Source organism: Nocardiopsis sp. LOL_012 (assembly GCF_048060475.1).
Lineage (GTDB): Bacteria > Actinomycetota > Actinomycetes > Streptosporangiales > Streptosporangiaceae > Nocardiopsis.
Window position 1 is genome coordinate 19,148 of the sequence record NZ_JBHMIV010000031.1, and the last position, 22,755, is coordinate 41,902.

20 protein-coding genes are annotated in these 22,755 nt (G+C 72.3%); 13 read left to right on the forward strand and 7 right to left on the reverse strand.

The window, feature by feature from the left end; genetic code table 11:
* The first annotated feature begins 12 nt into the window (after positions 1 to 12).
* The 12 genes from ACFHWE_RS18190 (at position 13) to ACFHWE_RS18245 (ending at position 13,937) form a co-directional block, all read left to right on the forward strand.
* Positions 13 to 855 (forward strand): shikimate dehydrogenase, encoded by an 843-nt coding sequence (locus ACFHWE_RS18190; protein WP_416602871.1) that lies wholly within the window; start codon positions 13 to 15, stop codon positions 853 to 855.
* Positions 856 to 1,236: 381 nt separating this feature from the next.
* Entirely contained in the window at positions 1,237 to 1,803 is a 567-nt protein-coding gene (gene infC, locus ACFHWE_RS18195; protein ID WP_416602904.1) for a translation initiation factor IF-3, read from the forward strand.
* A 175-nt stretch (positions 1,804 to 1,978) separates the two neighbouring features.
* Positions 1,979 to 2,173: a 50S ribosomal protein L35 gene (rpmI, locus tag ACFHWE_RS18200; protein ID WP_028649089.1), complete on the forward strand. Its 195-nt coding sequence runs from the start codon at positions 1,979 to 1,981 to the stop codon at positions 2,171 to 2,173.
* Between the two features lie 160 nt (positions 2,174 to 2,333).
* A complete protein-coding gene (rplT, locus tag ACFHWE_RS18205; RefSeq protein ID WP_028649090.1) occupies positions 2,334 to 2,705 on the forward strand; it encodes a 50S ribosomal protein L20 in 372 nt (123 codons plus the stop codon).
* Positions 2,706 to 2,720: 15 nt separating this feature from the next.
* Positions 2,721 to 3,569: a TrmH family RNA methyltransferase gene (locus ACFHWE_RS18210; protein WP_416602872.1), complete on the forward strand. Its 849-nt coding sequence runs from the start codon at positions 2,721 to 2,723 to the stop codon at positions 3,567 to 3,569.
* Between the two features lie 424 nt (positions 3,570 to 3,993).
* Positions 3,994 to 5,235 carry an ATP-binding protein gene (locus tag ACFHWE_RS18215; RefSeq protein WP_416602873.1) on the forward strand — a complete coding sequence of 414 codons (1,242 nt, stop codon included), beginning with the start codon at positions 3,994 to 3,996 and terminating at the stop codon, positions 5,233 to 5,235.
* Positions 5,236 to 5,404: 169 nt separating this feature from the next.
* The gene (gene pheS / locus ACFHWE_RS18220) at positions 5,405 to 6,523 is read left to right on the forward strand and encodes a phenylalanine--tRNA ligase subunit alpha (RefSeq protein ID WP_416602874.1); all 1,119 of its coding nucleotides are present in this window, start codon (positions 5,405 to 5,407) and stop codon (positions 6,521 to 6,523) included.
* Entirely contained in the window at positions 6,523 to 9,012 is a 2,490-nt protein-coding gene (gene pheT, locus ACFHWE_RS18225) for a phenylalanine--tRNA ligase subunit beta (RefSeq protein ID WP_416602875.1), read from the forward strand. Before pheS ends, pheT begins: the two co-directional genes overlap by 1 nt.
* 446 nt (positions 9,013 to 9,458) lie before the next feature.
* Complete coding sequence (locus tag ACFHWE_RS18230; RefSeq protein WP_416602905.1) at positions 9,459 to 10,685, forward strand: aspartate aminotransferase family protein; 1,227 nt, start codon at positions 9,459 to 9,461, stop codon at positions 10,683 to 10,685.
* Between the two features lie 156 nt (positions 10,686 to 10,841).
* Positions 10,842 to 11,324 carry a MarR family winged helix-turn-helix transcriptional regulator gene (locus ACFHWE_RS18235; protein ID WP_416602876.1) on the forward strand — a complete coding sequence of 161 codons (483 nt, stop codon included), beginning with the start codon at positions 10,842 to 10,844 and terminating at the stop codon, positions 11,322 to 11,324.
* Between the two features lie 161 nt (positions 11,325 to 11,485).
* On the forward strand, positions 11,486 to 12,901 hold the full coding sequence (locus ACFHWE_RS18240; RefSeq protein ID WP_416602877.1) for an NAD(P)/FAD-dependent oxidoreductase: 1,416 nt from the start codon (positions 11,486 to 11,488) through the stop codon (positions 12,899 to 12,901).
* 106 nt (positions 12,902 to 13,007) lie between these two features.
* Positions 13,008 to 13,937 carry a hypothetical protein gene (locus ACFHWE_RS18245; RefSeq protein WP_416602878.1) on the forward strand — a complete coding sequence of 310 codons (930 nt, stop codon included), beginning with the start codon at positions 13,008 to 13,010 and terminating at the stop codon, positions 13,935 to 13,937.
* 4 nt (positions 13,938 to 13,941) lie between these two features.
* Here the strand turns inward: ACFHWE_RS18245 and ACFHWE_RS18250 are convergent, their stop codons facing one another.
* The 7 genes from ACFHWE_RS18250 to ACFHWE_RS18280 form a co-directional block, all read right to left on the reverse strand.
* The gene (locus ACFHWE_RS18250; protein WP_416602879.1) at positions 13,942 to 14,535 is read right to left on the reverse strand and encodes a hypothetical protein; all 594 of its coding nucleotides are present in this window, start codon (positions 14,533 to 14,535) and stop codon (positions 13,942 to 13,944) included.
* Between the two features lie 46 nt (positions 14,536 to 14,581).
* Positions 14,582 to 14,752 (reverse strand): hypothetical protein, encoded by a 171-nt coding sequence (locus tag ACFHWE_RS18255; RefSeq protein ID WP_416602880.1) that lies wholly within the window; start codon positions 14,750 to 14,752, stop codon positions 14,582 to 14,584.
* 207 nt (positions 14,753 to 14,959) lie between these two features.
* Positions 14,960 to 17,188 (reverse strand): serine/threonine protein kinase, encoded by a 2,229-nt coding sequence (locus ACFHWE_RS18260; protein ID WP_416602881.1) that lies wholly within the window; start codon positions 17,186 to 17,188, stop codon positions 14,960 to 14,962.
* A complete protein-coding gene (grpE, locus tag ACFHWE_RS18265) occupies positions 17,185 to 17,742 on the reverse strand; it encodes a nucleotide exchange factor GrpE (RefSeq protein WP_416602882.1) in 558 nt (185 codons plus the stop codon). Before grpE ends, ACFHWE_RS18260 begins: the two co-directional genes overlap by 4 nt.
* A complete protein-coding gene (locus tag ACFHWE_RS18270) occupies positions 17,739 to 19,283 on the reverse strand; it encodes an Hsp70 family protein (protein ID WP_416602883.1) in 1,545 nt (514 codons plus the stop codon). Before ACFHWE_RS18270 ends, grpE begins: the two co-directional genes overlap by 4 nt.
* A 63-nt stretch (positions 19,284 to 19,346) precedes the next feature.
* The gene (locus ACFHWE_RS18275) at positions 19,347 to 20,525 is read right to left on the reverse strand and encodes a hypothetical protein (RefSeq protein ID WP_416602884.1); all 1,179 of its coding nucleotides are present in this window, start codon (positions 20,523 to 20,525) and stop codon (positions 19,347 to 19,349) included.
* A 31-nt stretch (positions 20,526 to 20,556) separates the two neighbouring features.
* Positions 20,557 to 21,024 (reverse strand): hypothetical protein, encoded by a 468-nt coding sequence (locus ACFHWE_RS18280; RefSeq protein ID WP_416602885.1) that lies wholly within the window; start codon positions 21,022 to 21,024, stop codon positions 20,557 to 20,559.
* 691 nt (positions 21,025 to 21,715) lie between these two features.
* Here ACFHWE_RS18280 and argC point away from each other — a divergent pair.
* A complete protein-coding gene (argC, locus tag ACFHWE_RS18285; RefSeq protein ID WP_416602886.1) occupies positions 21,716 to 22,744 on the forward strand; it encodes an N-acetyl-gamma-glutamyl-phosphate reductase in 1,029 nt (342 codons plus the stop codon).
* The last annotated feature ends 11 nt before the right edge of the window (positions 22,745 to 22,755 follow it).

Below are 22,755 nucleotides of genomic sequence, written 5' to 3' on the forward strand. Positions count from 1 at the left end.
AAGGGGGCGCCGGTGCGCGCCGCGGTCCTGGGCTCTCCGGTGGCCCACTCGCTCTCACCGGTCCTGCACAACGCCGCCTACGCGGCGATGGGGCTGGAGGGCTGGTCCTACGGGATGCACGAGTGCGGCGAGCACCGTCTCGCCGCCTTCGTGGCCGGGCTGGGGCCCGAGTGGGCGGGGCTCTCCCTGACCATGCCCTTGAAGCGCAGGACACTGGAGCTGGCCGACACCTCCACCGAGCTGGCCCGGGCCGTGGGCGGGGCCAACACCCTGGTCCGCCGGGGCGGCGGGTGGCACGCCGACAACACCGACGTGGAGGGGATCGCCGAGGCCCTCACCGAGGCCGGGATCGGCGCGCCGCGCGAGGCGGTCATCCTCGGCGCGGGTGCCACGGCGGCCTCCGCGCTGGCCGCGCTGGTCCGGATGGGCACCACCGCGCCGGTCACCGTGCTGGCCCGCGACACCGCGCGCGCCGGTGTGGTCGCCGAGGCGGCGGACCGGCTTGGCCACCCGGTGCGGATCGAGCCGCTCTCGGCCCTCGGCGAGCACCTGGACACGGACCTCGTCGTGTCCTCGCTGCCCTCCGGGGCGGCCGACGCCCACACCGGGCCGCTGGCCGCCTCCCGTGCGGACCTCTTCGACGTCGTCTACGCGCCCTGGCCCACTGCGGCCGCAGACGCGGTGGCTGGCCGGGGCGGGCGCGTGGTCGGCGGCTTCCCGATGCTGCTGCACCAGGCGGTTGCCCAGGTCCGGATGATGACCGGGGCCGAGGACGTTCCCGCCGAGGCGGTGGGTGCGGTGCGCGCCGCGGGGGAGGCCGAACTGGCCCGCCGGGCGCGGGTCCCCGCGCGGTGACCGATCGGCCCGCGCGTAATGGTAGAGTGAGAGGCGTATCGACTTGATCCGGTCTTCGCACCGGGTCCGCAAGCGGAGATGATCCTCCCACCCGCCGGGCGCGGCTCGCGCGGGTCCAGGTCCACGGCGAACGAGCGCCGCGTCCTGTCCGTCGAGTGCCCTCGCGCACTCCGGCGCGCAGCGCCCCTCGTCCGCACGGCTCGGTCGGATCGCCCCGCTTGCACACGCTGGCGGGGTTTTCGCTTTTCGGCGGACCCCGACGCGGTCCGGGGTCCGACGGACTCGGCCCCCGGACCGAGAGGCCGTCCTCCGCCTGGCGGGCGGCCGGTCCCAGGTAATCCGAGAAAGCTAGGGAGGGGTCTCATCAGCGCCGAGCCCCGCATCAATGACCGCATCCGGGTGCCCGAGGTCCGTCTCGTCGGACCCAACGGTGAGCAGGTCGGAATCGTCTCCGTGCAGGACGCACTGCGTCTGGCGCAGGAGTCCGACCTCGACCTCGTCGAGGTCGCGCCGACCGCTCGCCCTCCGGTCGCCAAGCTGATGGACTACGGCAAGTTCAAGTACGAGTCCGCGGTGAAGGCGCGCGAGTCGCGCAAGAACCAGTCGAACACGATCATCAAGGAGATCAAGCTCCGCCCGAAGATCGACCCGCACGACTACGAGACCAAGAAGGGTCACGTCGTTCGGTTCCTCAAGGGCGGGGACAAGGTCAAGGTGACGATCATGTTCCGCGGGCGCGAGCAGTCCCGGCCCGAACTCGGCCGCAGGCTGCTGGCGCGTCTGGCCGAGGACGTCCAGGATCTTGGCATGGTCGAGTCCCAGCCCAAGCAGGACGGCCGCAACATGGTCATGGTGATCGGCCCGCACAAGCGGCGGTCCGAGCACAAGGCCGAGGCCCGTGCCGCGGCAGGGGACAAGCCCCGCCGCCGACAGCGCGAGCAGGCGTAGCGGCGCCAGGGGAGGTCCCCCACCGCCCGGTCGCCGTGGGAACGGGAACCGGGTGGTGGGCAGGGCTGTGCGCGAAGGCCCGGCAAGCACCGCGCGAGCGGTGTGCCGGGAACGCCAGAGCAACGATCGCACCGCCCGAGGGTGGTGCGCAGACGGAGTAGGAGACGACGGCGACATGCCGAAGAACAAGTCCCACAGTGGAGCCAAGGACCGCTTCAAGGTCACCGGTTCCGGCAAGATCATGCGCCGCCGTGCCAACAAGAACCACATCCTTGAGCACAAGACCTCCAAGCGCAAGCGCAAGCTGAGCAACGAGGCGGTGCTCTCCCCCGCGGACACCAAGAGCATCAAGAAGCTCCTCGGCAAGTAGCCGCCCCCTTCTCCCGCCGCCGCCCGTGTCGCACGCCGTGCGTGCCCCAGCGGTGACGGCCGCAGGAGAACCACCCCAAGCCATCGCGGCCGCCGGGCTCGCCTGAGCCGGGCCGGTCGGCGCGCCGCGCGCGCCGGAACACACGAACGAGGGAGTCACAGTGGCACGCGTGAAGCGGGCTCTCAACGCCAAGAAGAAGCGCAAGGTCGTCCTCGACCGCGCCAGCGGTTACCGCGGTCAGCGTTCGCGCCTGTACCGCAAGGCCAAGGAGCAGATGCTCCACTCGATGACCTACTCCTACCGGGACCGCAAGGACCGCAAGGGGCAGTTCCGTCGTCTGTGGATCCAGCGCATCAACGCCGCCTCCCGCGCCAACGGCCTGACCTACAACCGTCTCATGCAGGGCCTGAAGCTGGCCGGTATCGAGGTCGACCGCCGTATGCTCGCCGAGCTGGCGGTCAACGACGAGGCCGCGTTCGCCGCCCTGGTGGAGAAGGCCAAGCAGGCCCTCCCCGCTGCCAACGCGGCCTGACGCCGGGACTGCGCGATGGCGGGCCACGAGTTCACGAGTATCCGCTCACCCAGGATCAAGGGGGTTCGGCGGCTCGCCAAACGCACCTTCCGCCAGCGGGAGCGGCGCTTCCTCGCGGAGGGGCCGCAGGCGGTGAGGGAGGCCCTCGCCGCCACCGACGGCGCTGGGCGGCCCCGTGAGGGGGCCGCCCCGGGTGTGGTCGAGGTCTACGCCACGGCGGAGGCCATGCGGCGCCACATCGACTTGGGGGACGCCGCCCGCGCGCTGGGCGTCCCCACCCACACGGTCAGCCTCGACGTCATGTCGGAGCTGGCGCAGACCGTGACCCCCCAGGGGATCATCGCGGTCTGCGCCTTCGTCGACGTCCCCCTCGAACAGGTCGGCGACGTCCGCCTGGTGGCCGTGCTCTCGCACGTGCGCGACCCGGGCAACGCCGGCACGGTCCTGCGTACCGCCGACGCGGCCGGTGCCGACGCCGTCGTCTTCACCGACGCCTCCGTCGACCCCTACAACGGCAAGTGCGTGCGCGCCTCCGCCGGAAGCCTCTTCCACCTGCCGGTGGTCGTCGGCGTCCCGGTGGGCCGGGCCGTGGACTTCCTGCGCGAACGCGGGGCCGCCGTGTGGGCCGCCGACGGCGGCGGCCCCCGCGACCTGCACACCGCCGCCGACGGCGGGGACCTCGACGGGCCGGTCGGCTGGGTCTTCGGCAACGAGGCCTGGGGCCTGCCGGAGGAGACGGTCCGCCTCACCGACGGAGCGGTCAGCGTCCCCATCTACGGCGGGGCCGAAAGCCTGAATCTGGCCACGGCGGCCGCGGTGTGCCTGTACACGACCGCCCGCCAGCAGCGCCGTTCACGGGTCTGAGCCTCTCCGCCGCGTGCCGGTCCGGATCGGTGACCGCTGGAGAACGCGTGATTGCACGTGCACGAGCGGCGGGACCGATAGGGTCGTGCCCGACTGCGGGTTCCTCATGTGGATTCCGCGTATCCTGCCGTGCGCCCACCCGTATCCCGGGTCGGGCCCTGTGCCGATCCGTCGCCTCCGGGCATGCTTGACGGTGGGGGCGAGCCGCGCCTGCCGTCCGACGGGCCCCCGTGCCAGGGCCGTGGGACGTTCGGGAGGCGCCCACACACCCGTGCGCGCCTCGGGCGGCCCCGCGGGTTCACCAGGCGTACCAGCAGGGTAGACCACCTGCGGTGGTGCACCGATGAGGGGCGGACACGACTGGTCAGCGGTCCTCGGCCCGCAAGTCTGCGGTCGTGGATCTTCAAGGGAGCGGGGAAGAGGCGTGGGCAGCGGCCGGCAGGCGGAGCAACCGGCGGAGGGCACGGGCGATGGGTGCGGGCATGCCTCAGAAGGACCGGGGCAGGGCACCGATCCTGATACCGGCATTCCCCCTGAAACGGAGAATACGCACGATTCGGGCGCTCATTTCGCGAGGACGGACGGCCGCGGCTCCACCGCGCTGTGGGACGCCGAGGGCGTCTACGGCGGGTCCGGCAGGGGCCCCCTGCACGCCGACGACCTCCCGGACGGGGTGGTCGTCGCCGACGCGCGAGGCCGCATCGTCCTGTTCAACGCCCAGGCGGCCTACCTGACGGGTGTCCCCGCCCAGGCGGCCCTGGGGCGCGACTACCGCTCCACCCTGCCCCTCACCGGCCCCGACGGCCACGACTGGTGGCAGGCGAGCGCACCCTACGGCGGCGACCGCAACCGCGTCCGCCAGCCCGAACGGGCGCTCTTGTTGCCCGGCGAACGCGAGATCCTCGTGGCCGCGCGCTACGTGCGGGCCAGGCCCGGCGGCGACCTGGTCCGGCTCGTCATCACCCTCAGGGACGCCGCGACCCGCGTCGACCGCAGGAGCACCGACCTCATCTCCGAGGTGGCCCACGAACTGCGCTCGCCCCTGACCAGCGTCAAGGGCTTCACCTCGACACTGCTTGCCAAGTGGGACCGGCTCAGCGACACCCAGAAGCTGTTCATGCTGGAGACGGTCAACAACGACGCCGACCGGGTCACCCGCCTCATCAACGAACTGCTCGACGTCTCCCGCATAGAGTCCGGACGGCTGGAGATCCGCCGCCAGGTCGTCGACCTCCCCGAGGCCGCGCGCAGGGTCGTCGCGGGCCGGGTGGCGGCCGGTGACGCTGAGGACCGCTTCCGCCTGGAGGTTCACGGCGAACTGCCCCAGATGTGGCTCGACTCCGACAAGCTCGAACAGATCCTGGCCAACCTCGTGGAAAACGGGGTACAGCACGGCGCTGGTACTGTCAGTATCGTGATCGAGCCGTGTGAGGGAGGGACAGCGGTGTCGGTGCGCGACGAGGGCCAGGGCATAGCGCCCGAGACCATTCCGCGCGTCTTCCGCCAGTTCTGGCGCAGCAAGCGCCGGAGCGGGACCGGCCTCGGGCTGTTCATCGTCAAGGGCCTCGTCGAGGCCCACGGCGGCACGATCACCGTCGGGCGCGCCCCCACCGGCGGCGCCGAGTTCCGATTTACCATGCCCGCCGGGACCCCCGAGTTCGTCTGAACCCTCAGACCTTCGGCCCCGGCGGGCTCGCAGCGTGTCCGGGGCCCCGCACGCGGGCCTCGTCGCCCCGGCCCGCCCGAAACCCGCCTGTGTTCCTGTCGGCTTCGTCCGCCCCCGGGGCGGACCGTGACTTCCGCCGTGCCCCGTCGCGGCGGCGAGGCAACCAACCATGTCTGCACCGAACAATTCCTTCGACCCGGTCGAGGTGACCCCCCTGCACCCCGACGAGGTCGCCCGTATGCGCGAGGAGGCGCTGGCCGCCATCGCCGCCGCCGGCGACCTCGACGAACTCAAGGAGGTCCGCCTCGCGCACGCCTCGGACCGGTCCCCGCTGGCACTGGCCAACCGGGAGATCGGCGCCCTGCCCCCGGCCGCCAAGGCCGACGCCGGCAAGCGCGTGGGCGGTGCCCGCCGCGACGTCGGCCAGGCGCTCAAGGCCCGCCAGGCGGTCCTGGAGGCCGAACGCGACGAGCGCGTCCTCGTCGAGGAGCGGGTCGACGTCACCCTGCCCTGGGACCGCGCGCCGATCGGGGCCCGCCACCCCCTGACCGCCATCGCCGAACGCATGGCCGACATCTTCGTGGGCATGGGCTTTGACATCGCCGAGGGCCCCGAGATCGAGGCCGAGTGGTTCAACTTCGACGCCCTCAACTTCCTGCCCGACCACCCGGCCCGCACCATGCAGGACACCTTCTTCGTCGAGAGCCCCGACGGCGGTGAGTCCGGCCTGGTCATGCGCACCCACACCTCCCCCGTACAGGTGCGCGCCCTGCTCGAACGCCAGCTCCCGGTCTACGTGGTCGCGCCCGGCACGACGTTCCGCACCGACGAACTCGACGCCACCCACAGCCCCGTCTTCCACCAGTTGGAGGGCCTGGCCGTGGACAAGGGCATCACCCTGGCCCACCTGCGCGGCGCCATCGACGCCTTCGTGGGCGCCATGTTCGGCGAGGGCCTGCGCACCCGGTTCCGCGCCTCCTACTTCCCCTTCACCGAGCCCTCCGCCGAGGTGGACATGGAGTGCTTCGCGTGCCGGGGCGCGTCCGTGGGCGACCCGGACGCGCCGTGCCGTACCTGCTCCAGCGAGGGCTGGATCGAGATCGGCGGCTGCGGTGTGGTCAACCCGCGCGTGCTCACCGCCGCCGGGGTGAACCCCGAGGTCTACAGCGGCTGGGCCTTCGGCCTGGGAATCGAACGGACACTGATGTTCGCGCACGGGGTGCGCGACATGCACGACATGGTCGAGGGCGACATCCGCTTCACCTCGGCGTTCGGGAGTGAGAGCTGATGCGCGTCCCCATGACCTGGCTGCGGGAGTACGTCGACCTGCCGTCCGACGTCACCGCCCGCGACCTCGCCGCCCGGCTCACCCTGGCCGGACTGGAGGTCGAGACCGTCGACGAACTCGGCTCCGACATCACCGGCCCCGTCGTCTACGGTCGGATCCTGGCGATCGAGGAGCTCACCGGCTTCAAGAAGCCCATCCGCTTCTGCCGGGTGGACGTCGGGGCGGCCAACGGCACCGGCGAGCCCCAGGAGATCGTCTGCGGCGCCCGCAACTTCTCCGAGGGCGACCTCGTCGTGGTGTGCCTGCCCGGCGCGCATCTGCCCGGCGGGTTCCGGATCGGCGCCCGCAAGACCTACGGCAAGACGTCGGCGGGCATGATCTGCTCCGCCACGGAACTGGGATTGTGGGAGGACCACGAGGGCATCGTCGTCCTGCCCGAGGGCTTCGGCGAGGTCGGCGCGGACGCGATCGGCCCGCTCGGCCTGCGCGAGGACGTCCTCGACATCGCCGTCACCCCCGACCGCGGCTACGCCCTCTCCCTGCGCGGGGTGGCGCGTGACGCCGCCGCGCTGTACGGGGCGGACCTGCGCGACCCCGCCGACATCGACGTCCCCGAACCCGCAGGCGAGGGCTGCCCCGCCACCGTCGACGCACGGCTGTGCGGACGCTACGTCCTGCGCGGCGTCAGCGGCTTCGACCCCGAGGCCCCCACCCCGCTGTGGATGAAGCGCCGCCTGCACCAGAGCGGCGTGCGCCCCATCTCCCTGGCCGTCGACGTCACCAACTACGTGATGCTCGAACTCGGGCAGCCGCTGCACGCCTGGGACCGGTCCACCATCACCGGGACCCTCCAGGTGCGCGCCGCCGCCCGGGGGGAGAAGCTGGAGACCCTGGACCACGTCAAGCGCACCCTGGACCCCGACGACATCGTCATCGCCGACGACTCGGGCCCGGTCAACATCGCCGGCGTCATGGGCGGCCTGACCACGGAGATCTCGCTGGCCAGCACCGAGGTCCTGGTGGAGGCGGCCCACTTCGAGGCCATGCGCATCGCCCGGACCTCACGCCGCCACCAGCTCTCCTCGGAGTCCTCCCGCCGCTTCGAGCGCGGCGTCGACTCCGCGGTGCAGCTCGCCGCGGCCACCCGCGCGGTCGGCCTGCTCGCCGAACTGGGCGGTGCCTCGGTCGAGGCCGCCTACACCCACGTCGACCACTCGGCGGTGCGCGAGCCGATCCGGATCCCGGCCGACCACGCGAGCGCCGTCGCCGGAACGGACTATCCCGCGGGGACCGCCGAGCGGTGGCTGCGCACCATGGGCTGCGAGGTGGCGGCCGACGGCGACGCCCTGGCCGTCGTCCCGCCCACCTGGCGCCCCGACCTGACCGACCCCAACGACCTGGCCGAGGAGGTCATCCGCCTGGAGGGGTACGAGAACATCCCCTCGATCCCGCCGGTGGTCCCCTCCGGCCGCGGCCTCACCGCGGACCAGCGCCTGCGCCGCGCCGTGGGCCGGACCCTGGCCGCCACCGGCTACAACGAGGTGCTGTGCTACCCCTTCGTCGGCGAGCACGACCTCGACGGCCTCCAGTTGGCGGCCGACGACGCCCGCCGCGTCAGCATGCGCCTGGCCAACCCCCTCAACGAGGAGGAGCCGCTGCTGCGCACCACGCTCCTGCCGGGCCTGCTCAAGACCCTGGCACGCAACGTGGGTCGCGGCTTCCCCGACGTCGCGCTCTTCGAGGCGGGCCTGGTCTACCGGCCCAAGCCCGGAGCGACCCGCGCGCCCCTGCTGCCCGTGGACCGCGGACCCAGCGCCGAGGAGCTCGCCCTGATCGATGCGGCGCTGCCCGACCAGCCGCGCCGGGTGGGCGCGGTTCTGGCCGGGGCGGCCGAGCGTCGGGGCTGGTGGGGTCCGGGCCGGGAGGCCCTGTGGGCCGACGCGATCCAGGCCGCCCGCGACATCGCCCGGGTGGCCGGGGTCGAGCTGGAGGTGGAGGCCGACGAGCACGCGCCGTGGCACCCCGGCCGCTGCGCCGCGCTGTACGTGCGCTCCGGCGGCGAGCGCCTGCTCGTCGGACACGCCGGTGAACTGCACCCGCGCACGGTGAAGGCGTTCGCGCTTCCCGAGCGCACGGCCGCCGTCGAGGTCGAACTCGACCGGATCGAGCGCGCTCGCGGCGCGGTCACCGCACCGCGCGTGTCCACCTACCCGGTGGCCACCCAGGACGTGGCCCTGATCGTCGACGAGGCCGTACCTGTCGGCGCGGTGAGCGCGGCCCTGGCCGAGGGCGCGGGAGAGCTCCTGGAGAGCATCCGGCTGTTCGACGTCTACACGGGGGAGCAGGCGGGCCCGGGGCGCAAGTCCGTCGCCTTCACCCTGCGCTTCCGCGCCCACGACCGGACGCTGACCGCCGAGGAGACCGGTGCCGCGCGTGAGGCGGCCGTGGCGAGCGCGGCCGAGCGCACGGGCGCGGTCCAGCGCGCCTGACGGTCCGCGGCCGCGGGCGGCCCCCTCCCCGGGCGCGGGGAGGGGGCCGCCCGTGTGTCGGTGGGATGGCTTACGCCCTCTCCAGGGGGCGGTGTGTTGCGAAACCGCTGATCGGAAGAACTTATTTTCCACTGATTTTCGGTCCGTTCTGCCTGTACAGAAGGGGTTTCGGCCGCCAAGGCCCGAGTCGGTCCGCATGAAGTTTAGGTTTCCGGGCATGAAGGCTCGTTCTGTCTCTTGCCCCGTGGCGGGTGGAGAACTTAGCCTGCAAGCACCTGACACAACCTGGGCGCCCGGGTGGGGGTCGGATTCAACCTGAGTTTTCCGCTGCGCTCATGCGCATGACACGGCTCGGAGGTCGCCATATGACCCAAACGGTTGTCTCGTCCGTACCGGTCCAGAAGGAACACGGGCAGCCCAGCCGCCTCTGGCACACCTTCTGCGATATGAACACCGTCGCCAGTGGTCCGGAGTTCGTCGTCGAACGTGCCGAGGGCGTATGGCTCTGGGACGCCGCCGGTGACCGGTACCTGGACGGTACGTCCAGCCTCTGGTACAGCAACGTCGGGCACGGTCGGCCCGAGATCGCCGACGCGGTCCACCGGCAGCTCATGACCCTGGACGCCTACACGGTCTACGGGGACTTCACCAACCGCCCGGCCCAGGAGCTCAGCGAGCGTCTGGCGGCGCACGCGCCCGTCCACGACCCGAGGGTGATCCTCACCTGCGGGGGCGGTGAGTCGATCGACACCGCGGCCAAGCTGGCCCGGCGCTACTGGGGGGTGCTCGGCCAGCCCGAGCGCACCCACCTGATCAGCCGTACCGGCGGTTACCACGGACTGCACGGCTTCGGTACGAGCATCATCGGTATGGACCGGTTCCGCACCGGGTTCGGTCCGCTCATCGAGCAGACCTCGGTGGTGCCCTACGACTCGGCGGCCGCTCTGGAGGCCGAGATCCTGCGGGTGGGCCCGGAGCGTGTGGCGGCCTTCTTCGCCGAGCCGGTCATCGGCGCGGGCGGCGTGTTCCTTCCGCCCGAGGGCTACTTCACCGAGGTCGCGCAGGTCTGTCGCAAGTACGGTGTGCTGTTCATCGTGGACAGCGTCATCTGCGGTTTCGCCCGTATGGGCAACTGGTTCGGCATCGAGCGCTTCGGTGTCAACCCGGACATGATCGTCTTCGCCAAGGGCGTCTCCAGCGGGTACATGCCGCTGGGCGGCGTGGTGGTCAGCGGGACGGTGGCCGCCCCCTTCTGGAACGAGGCGGGCAACCCGTTCATCCACGGCACCACCTACGCCGGGCACCCCGCCTGTGCCGCCGGTGCCATGGCCAACCTGGACATCCTGGAGCGCGAGGACCTGTTCACGGTGTCCCTGGAGGTGGAACGGCACCTGGACAGCGCCCTGCGCCCCCTGGCCGACCATCCGCTGGTCGCCGAGGTGCGTTCGGGAGTGGGGGTCATGGGCGCCGTCGAACTCACCGAGGAGGCGCTGACCGAACGGGGGATCACCACCGCCGAGGTGTTCGCCGAGGCCCGTGCCCGCGGGGTCATCCTGCGTCCGGTGCCCCGCGCGCTGCTCGTCTCGCCGCCGATCACCATCACGTGGGAGCAGATCGACCACCTGTCCTCCACGCTGTCCGCGGCGCTGGACGCGGTGGCCGCACGCCACTAGCCGGCCGTGTCCCTGTGCTCTGCGAAGAGGGCAGGGACACGGTCGAAGCCATAGCCGCGCGAGTGCCCTGTCGGCCGTCGAGTAATCTTTTCTAGGAAGATACTTCTTGTGGGTGAGGCGCCTGGGCGTCGCACCCATCCAGGACGGGGACGGGACATGGCCGCGCAGGCGACGGACGCACTCTCACAAGCCGAACCGACCGACGACGACCTCATCACCGCGTGGGGGCTGGTCCACGAGGCGGTCAACCTCCTGGAACCCAAGCTGCTGCGCGGCATCACCCCCGACGGCAGGGACATGGCCGGCCCCTGGTTCGAGGTCCTCATCCGCTTGCAGCGCACCCCCGGCCACCGCCTCCCCATGAGCCGCCTCGCCCGCGAGGTCAGCCTCAGCACAGGCGGCTTCACCAAGCTCGCCGACCGCCTCGAACGCGAGGGCTACCTGGAACGGGCCGCCTGCGACACCGACCGCCGCGTGGTGTACGCGACCCTCACCGGGCAGGGGCTGGCCTTCATCGACGCCGTGCGGGACAAGCACGTGCGGCGGCTGCGCGAACACCTCCTCGCCGCCCTCGGCGCGGACGGCGTCTGGAATCTGGCCGCCCTCATGCGCACGCTCCGCGACAGCGCTGCCGAGTGACGCCCCTTCCGCGCGGCACCGCCCCCGAACACGGTGAAGGCGACCCACCGGTCCCCGTTCCCGTGTAGGTTGGCGTGAGTTCCCATGGTCCCACGCGGGTTGGACCGTGGGAGAAGAGGTTCCGGGGGGAATGAATGAGACCGCTTTCCACAGCCGCGCGCATGAGGACGATCCCTCGCTCACAGCGGTTCGCCAACGGCGCCGTCTCTTTCTGGTTCCGCGGGACCGGGCTGCCCAAGTACCGGGACCCCCTCCCCGGCGACGCCGACTACGACGTCTGCGTGGTCGGCGCCGGCTTCACCGGGCTGTGGACCGCCTACTACCTCAAGAAGGAGCAGCCCGACCTCAGGATCGTCGTCCTCGAACGCGAGTTCGCGGGCTACGGCGCCTCGGGCCGCAGCGGGGGACGGCTCTCCGCCGAGTTCACCGGCTCCCGCGAACACTACGCGCGCGCACACGGCAAGGCGGCCACCGTCGCCCTGCAGCGCGCGATGATGGACACCGTCGACGAGGTCCTCGCCGTCGCCGAGGCGGAGGGGATCGACGCCGACACCGTCAAGGGCGGCATGCGCCTGGTGGCCACCAACGCCGCCCAGCGCGAGCGCCTGACGGAGGAGATCGCCTACCTCCAGGAGTGGGGGTACTGGCCGGACGACATCCACATGCTGGAGCCCGACGACGGGCCCCGGCTCCTCGTCGACGGCGCCGTCGCCTCCGCCTACTGCCCGCACGCCGCCCGCGTCCAGCCCGCCAAACTGGTCACCGGCCTGGCCCGCGCCGTGGAGGAACTGGGGGTCGACCTCTTCGAGGGCACCGCGGTGACCGAGATCCGCGCCCGCGAAGGCGTGTCCCGGCCCGCCGCCGTCACCGACCACGGCACCGTCTACGCCGACCGCGTCGTCCGCGCCACCGAGGGCTTCACCCCGGGCCTGCGCGGGCCGGGACGGCAGTGGCCGACGGCGCCCGTGTCGATGATCGCCACCGAACCCGTCCCAGCCCGCGTGTGGGAGCGGATCGGCTGGGAGGGGCGCGAGATCCTGGGCGACACCGCGCACGCCTCCGTCTACGCCCAGCGCACCTCCGACGACCGGATCGTCATCGGGGGGCGGGACGCCCCCCACAGGGTCGGCCCGGGCCGCGACGGCGACGGTACGACCCGCCCCCAGGCCATCGCCGAACTCTGGCACGCGCTCACCCGCATGTTCCCCGACGCGGCGGACGTGCCCGTCGAGCACGCCTGGTCCGGGATGATCGGCCTGCCGGGCGACCAGTGCCCGACCGTGTGCCTGGACCGGGAGAGCGGACTGGCCTGGGCCGGAGGGTACTCCGACAGCGGGATGAGCGCCGGCAACCTGGCCGGGCGGACCCTGCGCGACCTCCTCCTGGGCCGGGAGACCGACCTGACCCGGCTGCCCTGGGTGGGGCACCGAGGTGATGGCGAGGGCACGGGACCGCGCCGCGTGCGCACCCGGGTCGTCCACGGCCTGTACCGCACCGCCGACCGGCGCGAGTCCGCCGAGGAGCGCACCCGCACCTCCCGCCTGGCCGGGCTCGCCGAGCGCCTCTCCGGCCGCTGAGCCCGGGGGCGGAAGAAGAGCGATCCGCCGCTGCGCCGCCGCTCCACGTGAGACAATCCGGCTGCGGGAGCGAACAACGGTCGCGGACATCACCCCGGGAGCGCGTGTGGACGGGTTGGCGCAGGAGCTCAGACGGTTGCGGGCCCGGCGGGGCCTGGACACGGACCGCCTCGCCGACCAGCTGGGCCCGGCCCTGCGCCGGCTCGTCGGCCTGACCGGAGCCGAGACCGACGCCGAGGTCCGCGACCTGGTCACCGCGGCGCTCAACCGCCTGCCCCGGGACCTGCCCGACGACCTGTGCCTGGCCTTCCTCGCCGGGATGGGCGTGCACCCCGACGCCCGCGGCCCCGTCCTGGAGCAGAGGCTGGAGTGGGTCGCCCAGGAGCTCCACGTCTCGCCCCGCACCGCCCGCAGACGCCTGGACCAGGCGATCGACCGGGTCGCGGACCTCCCGGAGCCCGGAGGCTCCGCCCCCGAGCGGCTCGCTCCCCCCGACTGGCGGCTGGCCGCCCTGCGCACCCGCCTCTCGCTCGGCGCCGGAACCGCCAGTGCTGTCGAGGAACGCGAGATCGTCGCCGCCGTGGACGGCCTCGCGGAGGTCACCGTCTCGGCACGGTTCCCCAGGCACGGCACCAGCCCCGACAGCCCGCACGGCGTGGACCTCGTCCCGCTGCACGGAGCGGAGTCCGTGTCCGTCCAGCGCGTGACCGACACCTACTTCCGCCACCGCGTCCGCTTCGCCTCCCCCCTGGATCTGGGCCAGCGCCACGTCTTCGCACTCCGGGTCGGCGTTCCCCCCGGGCAGCCGCTGCGCCCGCGCTACGTGTTCCGCCCCCTGCGCCACTGCGGCCGCTTCAGCCTGGACCTCTCCTTCGACCGGGACCGGCCCGCCCGGGTCTGGACGGTTCCGGGAATGCCCAACGGCGCCGTCGAGGACCTGCCCGGCGACCCCCTCGGCCCCGTGGGCCCCGGCGCCTACCGGATCGAGTTCACCGGGCTGCGCCCCGGGTTCGCCTACGGGCTCGGGTGGGACTGACCGCTCAGGCGTCCCACCACAGCTCCGCCTGGGCGTCGAGCCAGTCCTCGTCCTCCAACAGGTCCAGGTGGGCGGGGGTCAGTGCCTGGAGCGTCACCAGGTGGTGGGCCAGCGACTCCCGCGTCACCCGGGTGCCCGGCGGCAGGACCGCCCGTACCTTGGACTTGAGGTGGCGCAGGTGCTCCTCGACCCGCCGGGTCACCCGGACCAGCACGTCGGTGCGCCCCCTCTCGATGAGGGTCAGCTGGTCCCAGGTGTGGGTGGCGGCCAGCGCCATCCGGGCGACCGCCTCCGACGTGGGCAGCGCCTCGGTCCGCGACGGGTTCAGCAGCCAGCCCCTGCACAGCATGAGGGCGGTGACGAACTCCTTGGTGCGGGGGTCCACCTCCAGTTCGGAACCGGTCTCGGTGTCCTCCGCCACCTCGGGCAGACCGGCCGGACCGGTGCGTCCGGCACCGGCGGCGACCGACACCCGGACCATGTGCCCGCGCCCGTGCATGAAGGGCGAACCCACCAGCGCCTCCCCGTCGGACACCACCAGGACCCCGCCGCCCCCCTCGTCCAGCGGCGGCAGCGTGGTCACCTGTCCGCGCACCACCGCGACCAGGCTGTGGCTGCGGCTGAGATTGCTGATGCGCGCGCCGTCACCCGCGGCCTCGACCCTGTCCGCACAGGCGGGACAGGCCCGGACCGCCGTCCACCACGAGATCGGCGTGGCGGCTGCGGCCGAAGACCAGGCAGGATCCCGGCCCCAGCGCACGCTCGTCCCCGTCCGGTGCGGTGACGCGCACGGAGCCCAACGGTGTGTCGTCCAACGTCTCTCCTCGGTGGGGGCGCCGCGGCCCCGGTGCGGGGCCGCAGCGCGGCGGTGGGCTACCTCTTCCAGTGGCCCTCGTGGACAGGGCAGACGAGACCGGTGCTACGGCACTTGGAACAGGTGGTCCTGCCGAACAGGCCCGAGCTGTTCTTGCCGCCGTCGCAACCCTGGCAGTCGTGCAGGTTGCGGGGGCACTTCTCACACTTCACAGTTTCCTCCTTCTCCTCTGGTGGACCCCTGCACCCGGACGGGCCAGGGGAGTCTTCTCGACGAACGGACCGGGCGCGGCGGCTCGGACGAGCACCGCCACCAGTGCGGCGCAGGCGCCGCCCATGAGCAGTCCGCCCCACTGCACCCACAGGCCCCAGCTCTGGCCGAACAGGGTGAGCGCGTCGCGGAACGCGTCCGGTGCCCACCACCCGGGGACGGGCACGAACGGCAGCGCCGCCACGGCGACCAGGCAGGACAGCGCCACCATCCACAGGCGCAGGCGCCCGGGACGGACCAGGGCCAGCACCACCGACAGGGCCAGCACCGGCAGGTACAGATCGCCCGCGCGTTCGGTGGCCTCCCCGGCCAGGCGCATCCCGGTCTCGGCCGCCTCCTCCTGCCGGTAGGTGACCGAGAAGGGGCGCACCGCCATCCCCACCGACAGCGCCAGCAGGGGCAGCACCGGCATCAGCGCCGAAGCGACCAGGGTCTGGCGCCAGGTACGGCCGGACAGGCTCAGCCGAAGCCGTCCCGAGCCCGGACGCGGTGCCGGTCGCAGCCCCGGAGCGCACACCTCCAGAGCGATACGCGCGGCCGGATCCGTGGCGGCCCGGAGCCACAGGCGCGTGACCCCGGGCCGCCACCGCGGGCGCGGACCGTCCTCCGGCGGCGGGTCCTCACCGAGGACCACCAGGACCGCCAGTTCCCACACCCGCAGCTCATGGTCGCGGCCGGTGCCCCCGTGGACCGACCGGACCAGCTCCAACGCCTTCTCGGCCAGCCCGGGCACCCGGTCGGCCAGCAGCCGCGTCCGCGTGTCACCGGTCGGGGCCGCCAGGGAGACCACGCCCCGCTCGAAGGCCTCGGCCAGCACCGGGCGGTCGGCGCCGCGCCGTCCGGCCCGTGCCAGGGCGGCCAGGCCGTCGGCGTCCACGGCCACGCCCCGGTACAGCGGGCTCTGCTGCGGACACAGGTGCACCGACAGCGCGGTGAGCACCCACTGCGGATCGGCCTCCCCCCGGCAGACCTCGCCCAGCACCGTTCTGACCGGGACGTTCTCCCGCAGCGGGGGCCAGCGGAGCAGCGCCCGGCCGCCGTCGCCCCGCAGCCAGGGCCCGGCCCGGTGGTGGTGCGCGGCCAGTGTGTGCACGAGCCGCACCGGATCGGTGTACACCCGCCCGGCGAAGACCACCCCGTCCTTACGGGCGCGGGGCCTGCTCGGACGCCCGCCCGGACGTCCGGCCGGTCGCGTTCGGGGACCCTTTCCGGACGCGGGCGCGGCGCGGACGGGCCGGGCTGGCGCGGGAGAGGACGGTGTCTGCTCCCCGGGCCAGGTCTGTTCCAGGATCCGGTGTGTGCGCTCCCGCTCGCTCTCACCGGTGGTCGCGGTGTCCTCGTCCAACACCCCGGCCAGGGCCTCGAACAGCTCCCCGGCGGTGGGCCGTGCACCGAAGTCGGGGGAGAGCGCGGCACGCACCAGCGGCAGCAGCGGAGGCCCCAGGCCGCCCAGGTACGCCTGCCCCCGCTCCGCCCGGTGCAGGCGCGCCGCGCTCTCACCGGTCCCGAACGGGGGGAGGCCGGTCGCGGCGAAGGCCGTCACCGCGCCCCAGGCGAACACGTCCACCGGCGGCCCCTGGTGGCCCCGCAGCCGCTCGGGGGCCACGTACCCCGGGGTGCCGTGCACCCCCTTGGTCCGGGGTGCCACGTCCAGCGCCCGGGCGATCCCGAAGTCCAGCACGCTCGGCCCCCGGTGGCTCAGGACCACGTTGCCCGGTTTGAGGTCGCGGTGGACCACCCCGGCCCGGTGGATCGCCGTCAGCGCCTCGGCCATACCCAGGGCGAAGGACAGCAGCCTGGCCCCCGACAGGGCCCCCGAGGCGCGCACGTGCGCCGACAGGGTGGGGCCGGGTACGTACTCCATCGCCATCCACGGTCGCGCGTCGCCCAGGCCGACGGAGCGCACCGCCGGGGTGCAGGCGGCCCTGACCCGCTGTGCCAGGGCCACCTCCCGGGCGAACCGGGCCCGGAAGTCCGGGTCCTGGGCGTAGGAGGCGCTGACCACCTTGACCGCCAGCAGCGCGCCCCGGTCCGTGCGGGACAGGAACACCACCCCCATGCCGCCGCTGCCGATCCGCCCCAGCAGGACGTGGCCGCCCACCGACTTCGGGTCCTCGTCCGACAGGGGGAACAGGGGCGGCAGCCGCGCCACCGTGCCCGCACTCACCGGTGACCGCCCTCCCGGGCCTGCTCCGCCTCGGGCGCGGTCTCCTCGGCGACGACCTGCGCGGGGCGCACCAGCCGCGAGGGGTGGCGGAAACCGCGCCGCGCCAGTCCCAGAATCCGGATCCCGCCGTTCCGGCCGCTCTCGCCGCGCACCTCCACGACCTCGTGCACGGCGGGGTCGAAGGGGCCCCGGACGTCGACCTGCGTCACCTCGTGCAGTGCCAGCAGGGTGAGCAGCTCCTCACGCACCGACCGCATGAACTCCAGGTACGGGGGCTCCTCGGCGCCCTGCCGGTACTGGTGGTGTTCGTAGAGGTGGGCGTCGATGCGATCCACGACGCGGACGGTGCCCGTCACGAACGGGGCGATCCGGTCCAGGGCCGCTCCGTCCTCGGCCGCGCGCAGCCGGTCCTTCAGGTCCTCGATGAGCTCCTTCTTCTGCCGGTCCTCCTTCAGGCGCCGGACGAAGAGGTCGGTGAGCTGGTCCAACCGGTCGGTGATCTCGGCCTGCGGCGGCCGTGTGTCCTGTTCCGGGACCTCGGGGTGCTCGCTCATCGGACGATCCGCCCCTCCATGTCGGCCTTGAGGGCGTCCACCTGGTCCGAGGAGAGGTTGTTGGCGCGTTCGATCTCGATGTCGCCCAGGGAGCGGCCGTTGCGCTCGTCGGTCACCTCCACGTGCACGATCGCGTCGATGTCGTAGGAGAGGGTGACCCGCAGCGGCGACTCCTTGGGGAAGGGCGCGGACGGCATCCGCAGCTTCACGCCCCGCTCGTCCTTGGTGATGATCTCCACCAAATCGGGGTCGGTGTCGTCGCCCACCGTCACCTTGAGCATCACGATCTCCTGGTCCTCCACCACGGAGTAGAACGTCTGCTCGTGCTGGGCGGGGATCTTGCTGTGGGCCGGGATGATCACGCTGTTGACCTCGCGTTCGGTCACCCCGTCGAGGGAGATGACGCCCAGACCGTGCGCCGTGACGTCGCTGACGGTGCGGTGGCCGACCGCGGAGTCCCGGTCGGAGCGCTCGGCGTCGATCAGCTCGGCCTGGACCGCCGCGCCCAGGGCCACCGCCTCGTCGGGGTGCAGGCGTTGGTTGGGGGCCAGGCCGGTGATCTCGGTGACCAGGTCCTTGACCGCCGGTATGCGGGTGGACCCGCCCACGAGCAGGACCTCGTCCAGGTTCGCGGCGGTGATCCCGGCCTTGTCCCCGGCGGTGCGCAGCGCGTCCTGGGTCAGGGTGCGGGTGCGTTCGAGCAGGTCCTCGATGAGCCCGTTGAACTCGGCGCGGGTGATCTTCAGCTCCCCGACCTCGGTGAAGACCGAGGCGCTCTCGGTCGTGCTCAGCCGGTGCTTGGCGTTCTCGCACTGCTCGCGCAGCCGCCCCCGCGCGCCCGGGTCGGTGCTGTCGTCGATGTCGGTGCCGCCCTGTGCCACGATCCGGCCGTTGGCCCAGGTCTCCAGGCGGTCGTCGAAGTCGGCGCCGCCGAGCTGGGCGTCGCCGGTGGTGGCGACGACGTCGAAGTCGCCGCCCTGGATGCGCAGGACCGTGACGTCGAACGTGCCGCCGCCCAGGTCGTAGACGAGGACGTTGCCGGCGTCGCCGTCGCGCAGGCCGTAGGCGAGCGCGGCTGCGGTGGGTTCGCTGATGACCCGCGCCACGGTCACCCCCGCGATCGTGCCCGCGTCCCGGGTGGCCTGGCGGCGGGCCTCGTCGAAGTAGGCGGGCACGGTGATCACCGCGGACTCCACCGGTGCGCCCAGGGCCAGGGCGGCGTCCTCGCAGACCTTGCGCACGATGAACGCGGAGAGCTGTTCGGCGGTGTAGCCCTGGCCGTCGCTGCTCTGGTGCTTCCAGTCGGCCTCGCCCATGTGGGGCTTGATCCGCTCGACGACGTCGGTGTCGGAGACCAGGCGCTGGTGCCGGGCGGGGGTGCCCACGACGGCTTCACCGCCGGAGAGGTAGACGGCGGAGGGTGTGGTGTTGGCCCCGTCGCTGTTGCGCAGGACCTCGGGGCGGCCGGTCTCGTCCATGACGGCCACCACGGTGTTGGTGGTGCCCAGGTCGATGCCGACGGTGCGTCCGTTTCCGGTCACGGCTGGAGGGTGTCCTTCCTGTTCGGTGTGGCTGTGTGGCTGTGTGCGGGGAGCAGGGGCGCGTCAGAAGTCCCGGTCGAGGATGCGGTCGGTGGTCTCGAAGTAGGAGAGCTGCTCGTACTTGATCCGGTCGTTGATCTCCCAGTTCTGGGAGTAGCAGCGCACGCCGATGGTGATGAAGAGGGCGATGGACAAGACGAAGAGGAAGGCGCCAAAGACAGAGCCGTTGGCCATCAGCGCGAAGCCCACGATGAGGCACGGAGGGGCGACGCACCACACGAACGCGGAGAGGCCGCCGCTCCCGAACAGGCGGAACGTGAATCGGGACCGCTCGGCCTCCGCCACGGTCGACTCGAGTTCGACCAGGATCTTGCGGACCTTCATGCTCTTCGGCTGGAGCCGACGGGCCTCCTTGGCGAGGTCGCCCATGCGTGTGACCTCGTCCTCCGCCGTGATGAGATAGCGGCTCCGGGACCGCACCCGGGGCACGCTCTTCGCCTGGAACACCAGGGTCAGCACGAGCTGGTCCTTGACCTCGGTGTCGTCGGGGAAGCGCCGGTGCAGTGCTTTGAGTGTGTTGCCGGCCTCGTTCAACAGACCGAGGCGGGCCTGCCGCTCGGCGAGGGCCAGGCCGCAGTCGGAGCCCTCGTCGAGTTCGGCGCCGCGCTCCATCATCGCCAGCCCCCGACCCGGTTGGCCCTGATCGACGAGGAAGCCGCCGACGGTCCTCAGCACGAGGGCGTTCTCCGGATTCAGGCGTGCTGCGGTGGTCCCAGCGATCTCCGCCCCGTCCGTGTCGCCCAGGATGTGGCAGGCGGAGAAGAGGATGAACCACGCGTCGGCCAGGTCGGGATTCTGCTCGACAGAGCGGCTGGCGAAGAACCGGGCCGCCTTGTAGTCGTCGTTGAGATAGGCGTCCGTGGCCCGCTCCAGGCTCTGCCGCCCCGGAGTGCCGTCCGTGTCCGGCGCGGCTGCGCTGGTTGCGGGCCTGTTCGCGCGGCGCTGGTCGTAGGCGGCGCGCAGTGTCGGGTCGAGGAGGATCCCCTTCCCCTTGGCGGCCAGTTCCAGGTTGTCCTCGGCGCGGCGCTTGAGCTCCTTCTTGCGCGAACCGACGTGCTTCTGCCACTTGAGGACGAAGGCGTCGATGGCCGTGCGCAGGGCGGAGGCGTCGGCGTCGGGGGCGACCTCGAACAGGGCGTAGAAGTCCACGGACGCGGTGTCGTCCTCAGGGGGTGCCGTCATGGTGATCGTTTCCGGTTCTCTGTGCTCGGGGTTAGACGGACTGCGCGCTGCGGCGGGCGTGGCGCTTGAGTACGCGGCGCACCCGCCGCCAGCGGCCGGTGACGTGGGAGGCGGGCATACCGAACCAGCGGGCGCCCCGGCTCGAGGCGACGGTGTAGGTGCCGATGGCGACCGTGGCCACCACCGGGTCGTCGGTGTAGTCCCCGGCGGGGAAGGCGGGGACGTCGACGAGGATCGTGTCGCCTTCGCTGCTGCGGAGCTCGCAGTGCAGGCTCACGAGTTCGCCCTCGGCGTCCCGCTCGGCCTCGATACGCGGGCTCCAACTGACGAGGCCGCCGCGCGCCGCCTTGTGCAGGGCCTCGGGCAGCCACTCGGCCGGGTTCGTCATGGGGCCGGTCAGCTTCACCGGGTGCACGCTTTTCTCGTAGCGTGAACTGAGGACGGCCGCGATCGGAATGAAGATGATGAATGCGATGAGGAGAATGCCAGAGATTGACATCTTGTTTCCTTTTGTGTGCATATATCTGCCGCCATGGCATGGGCGTGCGGGGTGTCGTCATCCCCCGTGTGTTCGTTGTGGCGTCTATGGCTCTGATAGAGGCCCTATCGGTCGATCAATCCCTTTTTCCCGGGATGGCCTGTTCCGCATGGGCAGGGCGGGGTGCGTGCGCTGTGCCGGTGCGGCTGACCCCCTGGCTCGGCGGAGTCGGCACGGCGAAGCGGCCCGGGCGGGGTCGGGCATTCGATCCGGAAGCGTAGCAAGAAGGTCGGCGCAAATAGTGACAGATTCTGGCCAATCATGAGAAGTCACCCGAGCGATCTTCGCGGGGTTTCCGATCGGTTCCGTGATGGTCTTTTCCGTGCACGCAGGGAACGAGTCTCGAATATGGGTTCATATCAACCCAAAAAGGTGTAATGGCGGTGCGGCCGTGCCCCGAGGGGCACGGCCCCGGCGGTGTTACTCGTCCGGTTCCATGTCCTGTGCTCCGTTTCCGTGTCAGGCGATCGGGAAGCGAAGCGCGCTTCTGGAGCAGAGTCTGGCCAGGTGGGAGGGGGTAGGTCACTCCCGAGAACTCGGGACGGCCCCGGGCGGGTACCGCGTGCCGCCGACGCGGCACCCCGCGTATCGGCTTGCATAAATTTGCACAAGACTGCATGGTGGTTCAGTCAGGTTCGATTGGGGGAGCACCATGGGATTCAGCGCGGCCATCGCCGGGGCGAGCGGTTACGCGGGAGGCGAACTGCTGCGCCTGCTGCTCGGCCACCCGGAGGCCGAGATCGGCGCCGTCACCGCCGGGAGCAACGCCGGAACCCCGCTCATCCAGCACCAGCCGCACCTGCGCCCGCTCGCCGACCGCGTCCTGGCCCCCACCACGGTGGAGGAGCTGAGCGGCCACGACGTCGTCTACCTCGCCCTGCCGCACGGCCAGTCCGCCGACCTCGCCCAGCAGCTCGGCGACGACGTCCTCGTCGTCGACTGCGGCGCCGACTTCCGGCTCAACGACCCCGCCGCCTGGGAGCGGTTCTACGGCACCCCGCACGCCGGCACCTGGCCCTACGGCCTCCCCGAACTGCCCGGGCAGCGCGCCAAGCTCGCCGGGGCCCGCCGCGTCGCCGTGCCCGGCTGCCACGTCACCATCGCCACCCTCGCCCTCTTCCCGGGCCTGGCCGAGCAGCTCGTCGAGCCCGACGCCACCGTCGTCTCCGTCACCGGGACCTCGGGCGCGGGCAAGGCGCCCAAGCCCCACCTCGTCGGCAGCGAGATCATGGGCGCGCTCAGCCCCTACGGCGTCGGCGGCACCCACCGGCACAACCCCGAGATCGTCCAGAACCTCACCGCCGTCACCGGCGAACGGGTCCGGCTCTCCTTCACCCCGGTCCTGGCACCCCTGCCCCGGGGCATCCTCGCCACCTGCACCGCGCCCCTGCGCCCCGGCGCCACCGCCGCGCGGATCCGCGCCGCCTACGAGACGGCCTACGCCGACGAGCCCTTCACCGATCTCCTGCCCGAGGGCACCTGGCCCAGCACCGCCATGACGCTGGGCGCCAACACCACGCTGGTCCAAGTCACCGTCGACCCCGACGCCGGACGCATGGTCGCCGTCGCGGCCCTGGACAACCTCACCAAGGGGACCGCCGGCGGCGCCCTCCAGAGCACCAACCTCGCCCTCGGCCTGCCCGAGGCCACCGGCCTGCCGCTCGCCGCGGTCGCCCCGTAGCCAGAAAGGGC

Coding starts and splice junctions, on each gene's coding strand:
- rpmI (WP_028649089.1), top strand. CDS start 1,979: ATGCCGAAGAACAAGTCCCACAGTGGAGCCAAGGACCGCTTCAAGGTC.
- ACFHWE_RS18210 (WP_416602872.1), top strand. CDS start 2,721: ATGGCGGGCCACGAGTTCACGAGTATCCGCTCACCCAGGATCAAGGGG.
- pheS (WP_416602874.1), top strand. CDS start 5,405: ATGTCTGCACCGAACAATTCCTTCGACCCGGTCGAGGTGACCCCCCTG.
- pheT (WP_416602875.1), top strand. CDS start 6,523: ATGCGCGTCCCCATGACCTGGCTGCGGGAGTACGTCGACCTGCCGTCC.
- ACFHWE_RS18230 (WP_416602905.1), top strand. CDS start 9,459: ATGAACACCGTCGCCAGTGGTCCGGAGTTCGTCGTCGAACGTGCCGAG.
- ACFHWE_RS18235 (WP_416602876.1), top strand. CDS start 10,842: ATGGCCGCGCAGGCGACGGACGCACTCTCACAAGCCGAACCGACCGAC.
- ACFHWE_RS18240 (WP_416602877.1), top strand. CDS start 11,486: ATGAGGACGATCCCTCGCTCACAGCGGTTCGCCAACGGCGCCGTCTCT.
- grpE (WP_416602882.1), bottom strand. CDS start 17,742: ATGAGCGAGCACCCCGAGGTCCCGGAACAGGACACACGGCCGCCGCAG.
- ACFHWE_RS18275 (WP_416602884.1), bottom strand. CDS start 20,525: ATGACGGCACCCCCTGAGGACGACACCGCGTCCGTGGACTTCTACGCC.
- ACFHWE_RS18280 (WP_416602885.1), bottom strand. CDS start 21,024: ATGTCAATCTCTGGCATTCTCCTCATCGCATTCATCATCTTCATTCCG.
- argC (WP_416602886.1), top strand. CDS start 21,716: ATGGGATTCAGCGCGGCCATCGCCGGGGCGAGCGGTTACGCGGGAGGC.